This window comes from Planktosalinus sp. (assembly GCF_059864935.1).
The window spans coordinates 1-6,639 of sequence record NZ_JCBCCK010000505.1 but is presented as its reverse complement, the minus strand read 5'-3'; the positions used below and the strand labels follow the sequence as shown (position 1 = coordinate 6,639).

Here is a 6,639-nt window from a genome sequence, read left to right as displayed (position 1 = left end):
CTTCTGAAACGACAAGAGGAGCGTCTCCTGTATTTGTAAACTTAAACAAATGCTCCACATTGGTGCCTTGCTTAATTGTTCCAAAGTCATGCTCAGTTTTTTCAAAAGACATCACAGGGTAATTACCTGTACTTGCCTGATCTGATACTTCATTTGAAGCTGATTGAGAAGTCATTTCGGCATTATTTTCATCTACCTTTTCTTCTGCATTATCCTTGCAAGAAACAAATACAAAGGTTAATGCTAAAGCAATTGCAAAAATTGATTTTTTCATAAGTTTAATTTTTTGATTTTTAACGGGCACTAAAATAATAAAAAAAATTGGTTTACTGTAAGCCTCTACCGCTTTTGTTCAGTTTATTGGCTGAGTCATATTCTTTTGACATTTTATCAAGTAAACCATTGATAAACAAACTACTTTTTGGGGTTGAATATTCCTTGGCTATCTCAAGATATTCATTGATGGTTACCTTAACCGGAACGCTTGGAAAAAACAAAAATTCAGTAATTGCCATTTTTATAAACAGTAAATCCAGTTCGGCTATGCGTTCTCTGTCCCAGTTTGGGGTTTTGCCTTCAACTTCGTCCATCAACATTTCATCTCCACCCACCGTTTTTTGTAGCAACAGGGTTGCAAATTCCTTATCATCATCATTTTTATATAGGTTTGGCACCCATTTGTGTTCTGGGGTTGTGGGTTTTAATTCTCCCAAAAATTTCACGATAGCTGTATTTATAATAGGAAAGTCATCTGTCCAGGTTATTTGCTTGTCCTCCAAATACTCATACAATTTTTCGTTGGGTGCAATCACCTCTTTGTAAAGGTAAATTATAAAATCCTTGTCCTGTTTAAATGTGGGGTTATCAAGATTGAGGTAATTTTGATAGGTTTCATTTTGTCTCAACTCCCTGAATAAAATTTGAGGGTATTCATTGTCGAGTTGCCAGTTTTTGATTTTGTGTTTTTCAATTTGCTTTTGCAACATACTGTTGTTTTCAAGCATTTGAAGGACTTTGTTGTTTACAAAATTCCTTCGTGGCGTGATGTCATCTGCAGTGGGGAGGTGCTTGTTTTTGGATGCTTCCATAAAGTTTTCCGCCTGTGTTTTGATAGCAGGAAATAGGTCCATCATGAGTAAATACAGGTCATACATTTTTTCCATACTGTTCAGTAGGAATTTTTGCTGATAATCCAGCGTGGTTTTTTCCTGATTGTGATAGGCATATAGCGCCTGAAGGACTTTTACCCGTATGTGTCTTCTGGTGAGCATTTTTTTAGAACTTATTTAAAACAAAGAACAGGCTGATGGTTTAGCCTGTTCTTATACTTTTTAGGGTTTATGATTTCATTTCCTTTTTTCTGGCATCAATACGGGCCTGTGCCACATTGAAAGCCGCCTGATGTGTGGTTATGCCATTCATTTCAGCATGTTGCAGGATTTCAAGCGTGGTGTTGTAAATGTTTTCGGTTTTTCTCATAATTTCTTGTCTGCCATAATTTTCCAATTCAGCATACACATTAATAATCCCTCCGGCATTGATTAAAAAGTCGGGAGCATAAACAATTCCTTTTTCTTTTAGTAATTGACCGTGTTTTTGCTCATTGGCCAACTGGTTGTTTGCTCCACCAGAAATGATCTTTGCTTTAATTTGGTTGATGGTGAAATCGTTAATTGTAGCTCCTAAAGCGCAGGGGGCATAAATATCCATTTCTTCGGCATACAAATTATCACCGCCATAGATTATTGCACCATATTTATTACGAACAGCTTCTAGTCGTTCCTGACTGATATCTGCGATAAACACTTTAGCTCCCTCATTGGTCAAATGCTCTACTAGCGCCTCACCTACGTTTCCAACACCTTCAACAAAAATGACTTTATCTTCAAGCACATCACTTCCATAAGTGTATTTTGCTGCAGCTTTCATTCCCATAAAAACACCATATGCGGTAATGGGTGAGGGGTTTCCTGCACCTCCCAATGATTCTGAAATTCCGGTAACATAAGGGGTTACTGTTCTCACCAAATCCATATCGCTGGTGGCCATTCCCACATCTTCGGCAGTGATGTATTTTCCGCCAAGAGAGTGAACAAACTCACCAAATTTCTTCATCAACTCAGGGGTTTTCTGAGTTTTTGCATCACCAATGATTACAGCTTTTCCACCACCCAGGTTCAATCCTGTTATTGCAGATTTGTAAGTCATACCCCTAGAAAGGCGCAACACATCGTTTAGTGCATCCCACTCAGAATCATATTGCCACATTCTGGTTCCTCCAAGTGCAGGTCCCAAAACCGAATTGTGAATCCCGATGATTGCTTTTAATCCTGTATCTTTATCGTTGCAAAAAACAATTTGCTCGTGGTTATCAAATGAAAGTTGACCGAAAACAGGATCAACCTTGTGGAGTTCGTTTGCTTTTACTACTTCTGTAATCATAAATAAATATTGGTTTGAATTGTGCCTGTATTCATTTTTGGCCGTGCAAAAGTAGGAGTTTATTTCATGAGTTTCAACAAAAATCTGTTAAAAAGGTGATTTTCGCATAAGCGAGAAAGGCTTTCATTTTTTAACCTTTTTTTGTTAGTTATTTACATCCAAAATTGGCGAGCAAAACCCTATTTTTGCGTGGCAAACATGAAAGAACTTAAACATCTCAATAAATATTTTGTCAAGTATCGCGGAATGCTCCTTTTGGGGTTAATCATTACTATTTTCGCAAGGGTTTTTGCCCTTTTCACACCAATGCTTATCGGAAATTCAGTGACATTGGTTGAAAATGCAATAGTCAATAATACACAAAACATTGACGGTGTAAAAAATGACCTTTTGATTAATATCGGTCTAATCGTTGGTGCAACTACACTTGCAGCCCTGTTTACATTTTTAATGCGACAAACTTTTATCGTTGTTTCAAGACGCATCGAGTTTGATTTAAAAAACGAAGTGTACAAACAATATCAAAACTTATCACTTTCCTTTTACAAACAAAACCGCACCGGTGATTTGATGAACCGCATCAGTGAGGATGTTTCAAAAGTGCGCATGTATGCCGGACCGGCACTCATGTACAGTGTGCAAACCATTACTTTGTTTGTTATTGTAATTAGTTATATGTACAGTCAGGCACCCACGCTCACGCTCTATGCCATTATGCCCTTTCCGGTACTGTCAATTGCTATCTATAAGCTAAGTGTGGCAATCAACCAAAGAAGTACCGTTGTGCAGCAGTACCTCTCCAAACTTACCACTTTTTCACAAGAAACCTTTAGCGGCATTTCAGTCATTAAAGCCTATGCATTGGAACCCAAAACCGGAGCCAGTTTTGTCACACTTGCCAATGAAAGCAAAGAAAAAAACATTGATTTGGTTAAAGTTCAGGCGTTGTTTTTCCCATTGATGATCCTGCTTATTGGTGCCAGTAACCTGCTGGTAATTTTCATAGGTGGAAAACAATACATCAGCGGTGAAATTGCCGAACTGGGAACCATCGTTGAGTTTATCATTTTTGTCAATATGCTCACCTGGCCCGTGGCTGTTGTGGGATGGGTAACTTCAATGGTCCAGCAAGCCGAAGCTTCCCAAAAACGAATCAACGAATTTTTAAAAGAAGAACCTCAGGTAAAAAACAAAGCAACTGAACCCACACCCATAAAAGGAAAAATTGAGTTCAAAAACGTAACCTTTACTTATCCGGACACAAACATCACCGCTTTAAAAAACCTTTCGTTCTCCATTAATTCCGGTGAAACACTCGTTATACTTGGCAGAACGGGCTCAGGAAAATCGACCATATTGGAGTTGATTGGCAGATTGTATGACGTGAGTTCGGGTGAAATTTTAGTGGACAATAAACCCATAGAACAACTTCACCTGAAAAGCCTCAGGGAAGCCATTGGCTATGTGCCACAAGATGCCTTCCTGTTTAGTGACACTATTAAAAACAATATCAGGTTTGGCAAGGAAGACGCCACCGAAGAAGAGGTCATCAATGCTGCAAAAATGGCCTATGTGCATAAAAACATTATGGGCTTTACTAATAAATATGAAACCGTTTTGGGCGAAAGGGGAATCACCCTCAGTGGCGGACAAAAACAACGGATATCCATTGCGCGTGCACTAATTAAAAATCCTAATATTTACTTGTTTGACGATTGCCTTTCGGCTGTTGATACAGACACCGAAGAAAAAATCATCGGCAATCTGCATAAAATATCGCGTGACAAAACCACTATTATTGTAAGCCATAGAATCTTTTCTGCGTTAAACGCCGATAAAATCCTGGTATTAAAAGACGGTGAAATTCTTCAACAAGGCACTCACAGTCAACTCATAGGGAAAGAAGGCTACTACAAAGAGTTGTATGCCAAACAACTTTTGGAAAAAGAAAATTAAAATTAGTTGCTCAATACTATTTTTTTTTAGATTTTTGGCTTGAATTAAAATAAAATAAATTAAAAGCTATGAGCGAAAAAGATATGATTGAGCAAGAAGAAATCTATTCAAAAGTATTGCGCGCCGGAAGAAGAACTTATTTTTTTGATGTGAGGGCAACAAGAGCAGGAGATTACTACTTAACCATTACCGAGAGCAAGAAATTTACCAATGATGATGGTTCTTTTCACTATAAAAAACACAAGATTTATTTATACAAGGAAGACTTTGTGAGTTTTAAAGAAAATGTTGATGAAATGATTGACTATATCATCAATGAAAAAGGTGAAGAAGTCATTAGCGAGCGTCACCAAAAAGATTTTAAAAAAGAAAACGACTTTTCTAATGAAGACGAAAGCGTTGACGAAGAGAGCAAAAAGAAAAGCACCGGTAGTTTTACAGATATTGATTTTGACGATATTTAAACAACAAAACCTATTAAAATAAACTTAACCGTTCCGAAATATCAGAGCGGTTTTTTTTATGCCTTTAGAATTAAGACCTACAGGGTATAATCTAAAAAGGTTTTCTGTTAAGCTATGCGCAAACCATTTTTCACAGGGCTTTCAGGTTGAATGAGTATCACTTCACCGTCGGCTTCAACCGCACCTAGCACAAGGCATTCACTGATAAAATTGGCGATTTGTTTGGGTGGGAAATTAACTACAGCTACAACCTGACGATTGAGTAAATCTGATACTGAATAATGTTTGGTAATTTGGGCCGATGATTTTTTGATGCCAATTTCTTCACCAAAATCAATAATGAGTTTGTAAGCTGGTTTTCTTGCTTCAGGAAAAGGTGCAACCTCAATAATAGTTCCCACCCGCATATCCACGGCTTCAAATTGACTCCAGTTAATTACACCCATCAATTTGTATCCATTTTTAATTTCTGAATCATTTCTGAAGAGATGGCACTGCGCTGCGCTCCATAGCTATCCACCAACATTCCTTTTTTTCCATCCTTGGTTTCGATTAGGTATAAGATTGAATTATCAGACGGATTTGAATCTCCTTCAAACCTGTAAAATTTAACCACCGTGAGTTCCTCCGGACTCCAACTTTGTTTTAACGATTTGGATTCCAGTTGATTCTCAGTCAGATTAAAATCAATATCGTAACCTTTTTTCTGTAAATCGTTAATGGCTTCGGAAAGCGTGTTGTATGACTTTTCCATCTTTTAACTTTTTGCTTATTCTAAATTTACAATCAATTGATTGACTGACCAAAATTTTCACAAACATTTAAATTTGTTCATTACAATAAAATCAAATTATCGTAAATTAGAGCCTAAATAAAAAACTATGGCCCGCACCGAATCAAATATGCTACCGCTTGGAACCGTTTCACCGGATTTCAGCCTTTTAAATGTTGTTACAAATAAATATGTTTCATTGCAGGACGTCTATGGCAAACACGGCCTGGTAGTGATGTTTTTATGCAACCATTGCCCGTTTGTAAAGCATGTGATGGATGAGGTCATCAGGGTGGCTAATGATTATAGGGTGCAGGGTTTTGGATTTGTGGGCATAAGCAGCAACGATGTTGAAAAATATCCACAGGATAGTCCCGAAGAAATGGCCAAACTTGCCGAAAAAGACCACTACCCTTTCCCCTATTTGTATGATGAAACCCAGGAAGTGGCCAAAGCTTATGATGCTGCCTGCACACCTGATTTTTATGTGTTTGACGAAGAGCAAAAATTGGTATACCGCGGTCAACTTGACAATTCCAGACCCGGAAACAGCATTCAGGTTACCGGTAGGGATTTAAGGGAGGCTCTTGATAATTTAATGAGCAACAGCCCGCAGCGCAAGGATCAGAAACCGAGTTTGGGCTGCAATATCAAATGGAAAGAATAGTTTCTGGTTTGTTGTTTTGCTTCGCACAGTTCGCTATGCTCGTGTCAAGTTTCAGGTTTCAGGTTTCAAGCTGAAAGAAGATTTTAGCTTCCCTTCACAAAACTTTGAATAGCCAATTCGTAACTCTGTAGCCCAAAACCGGCGATAACGCCTTTTGCGTGTGGGGCAATGTGTGAAATATGCCTGAAATCTTCCCTGGCAAAGGTATTTGAAATATGCACCTCTACAACCGGGGTTGAAACAGCTCTCACCACATCACCAATGCCTACTGAAGTGTGGGTATAAGCCGCAGCATTAAGTACAATTCCGTCAAAAGAAAATCCGGTTTCCTGAATTTT

Annotated in this window: 9 protein-coding genes; 3 read left to right on the top strand and 6 right to left on the bottom strand. The window is 38.2% G+C overall.

The window, feature by feature from the left end; translation table 11 throughout:
• The 3 genes from AC6F75_RS14605 to AC6F75_RS14595 all read right to left on the bottom strand — a co-directional run.
• The coding region (locus tag AC6F75_RS14605) for a DUF1573 domain-containing protein (RefSeq protein ID WP_500715823.1) at positions 1–274 on the bottom strand (274 nt) is incomplete at its 3' end.
• Between the two features lie 52 nt (positions 275–326).
• Positions 327–1,271: a transcription antitermination factor NusB gene (locus AC6F75_RS14600; RefSeq protein ID WP_500715822.1), complete on the bottom strand. Its 945-nt coding sequence runs from the start codon at positions 1,269–1,271 to the stop codon at positions 327–329.
• A gap of 67 nt (positions 1,272–1,338) precedes the next feature.
• Positions 1,339–2,442 (bottom strand): Glu/Leu/Phe/Val dehydrogenase dimerization domain-containing protein, encoded by a 1,104-nt coding sequence (locus AC6F75_RS14595; RefSeq protein ID WP_500715821.1) that lies wholly within the window; start codon positions 2,440–2,442, stop codon positions 1,339–1,341.
• Between the two features lie 198 nt (positions 2,443–2,640).
• On the opposite strand from AC6F75_RS14595, the gene AC6F75_RS14590 reads away from it, so the two are divergent.
• Positions 2,641–4,398 carry an ABC transporter transmembrane domain-containing protein gene (locus AC6F75_RS14590; RefSeq protein ID WP_500715820.1) on the top strand — a complete coding sequence of 586 codons (1,758 nt, stop codon included), beginning with the start codon at positions 2,641–2,643 and terminating at the stop codon, positions 4,396–4,398.
• A gap of 68 nt (positions 4,399–4,466) precedes the next feature.
• The gene (locus tag AC6F75_RS14585) at positions 4,467–4,862 is read left to right on the top strand and encodes a DUF3276 family protein (RefSeq protein ID WP_500715819.1); all 396 of its coding nucleotides are present in this window, start codon (positions 4,467–4,469) and stop codon (positions 4,860–4,862) included.
• 107 nt (positions 4,863–4,969) lie between these two features.
• On the opposite strand, the gene AC6F75_RS14580 is transcribed toward AC6F75_RS14585, so the two are convergent.
• Together AC6F75_RS14580 and AC6F75_RS14575 are read right to left on the bottom strand one after the other, a co-directional pair.
• Complete coding sequence (locus AC6F75_RS14580) at positions 4,970–5,308, bottom strand: tRNA-binding protein (protein WP_500715818.1); 339 nt, start codon at positions 5,306–5,308, stop codon at positions 4,970–4,972.
• Positions 5,308–5,616, bottom strand: a complete 309-nt coding sequence (locus AC6F75_RS14575; RefSeq protein WP_500715817.1) for a phosphoribosylpyrophosphate synthetase — start codon at positions 5,614–5,616, stop codon at positions 5,308–5,310. The genes AC6F75_RS14580 and AC6F75_RS14575 overlap by 1 nt, the downstream gene beginning before the upstream one ends.
• Before the next feature lie 127 nt (positions 5,617–5,743).
• Between AC6F75_RS14575 and AC6F75_RS14570 the strand changes: the two genes are divergently transcribed.
• The gene (locus AC6F75_RS14570) at positions 5,744–6,301 is read left to right on the top strand and encodes a redoxin domain-containing protein (protein WP_500715816.1); all 558 of its coding nucleotides are present in this window, start codon (positions 5,744–5,746) and stop codon (positions 6,299–6,301) included.
• A gap of 83 nt (positions 6,302–6,384) precedes the next feature.
• Here the strand turns inward: AC6F75_RS14570 and AC6F75_RS14565 are convergent.
• Positions 6,385–6,639, bottom strand: a 255-nt coding sequence (locus AC6F75_RS14565; RefSeq protein ID WP_500715815.1) for a type II 3-dehydroquinate dehydratase, incomplete at its 5' end; no start/stop codon positions are given.

Coding starts and splice junctions, on each gene's coding strand:
- AC6F75_RS14600 (WP_500715822.1), bottom strand. CDS start 1,271: ATGCTCACCAGAAGACACATACGGGTAAAAGTCCTTCAGGCGCTATAT.
- AC6F75_RS14595 (WP_500715821.1), bottom strand. CDS start 2,442: ATGATTACAGAAGTAGTAAAAGCAAACGAACTCCACAAGGTTGATCCT.
- AC6F75_RS14590 (WP_500715820.1), top strand. CDS start 2,641: ATGAAAGAACTTAAACATCTCAATAAATATTTTGTCAAGTATCGCGGA.
- AC6F75_RS14585 (WP_500715819.1), top strand. CDS start 4,467: ATGAGCGAAAAAGATATGATTGAGCAAGAAGAAATCTATTCAAAAGTA.
- AC6F75_RS14580 (WP_500715818.1), bottom strand. CDS start 5,308: ATGGGTGTAATTAACTGGAGTCAATTTGAAGCCGTGGATATGCGGGTG.
- AC6F75_RS14575 (WP_500715817.1), bottom strand. CDS start 5,616: ATGGAAAAGTCATACAACACGCTTTCCGAAGCCATTAACGATTTACAG.
- AC6F75_RS14570 (WP_500715816.1), top strand. CDS start 5,744: ATGGCCCGCACCGAATCAAATATGCTACCGCTTGGAACCGTTTCACCG.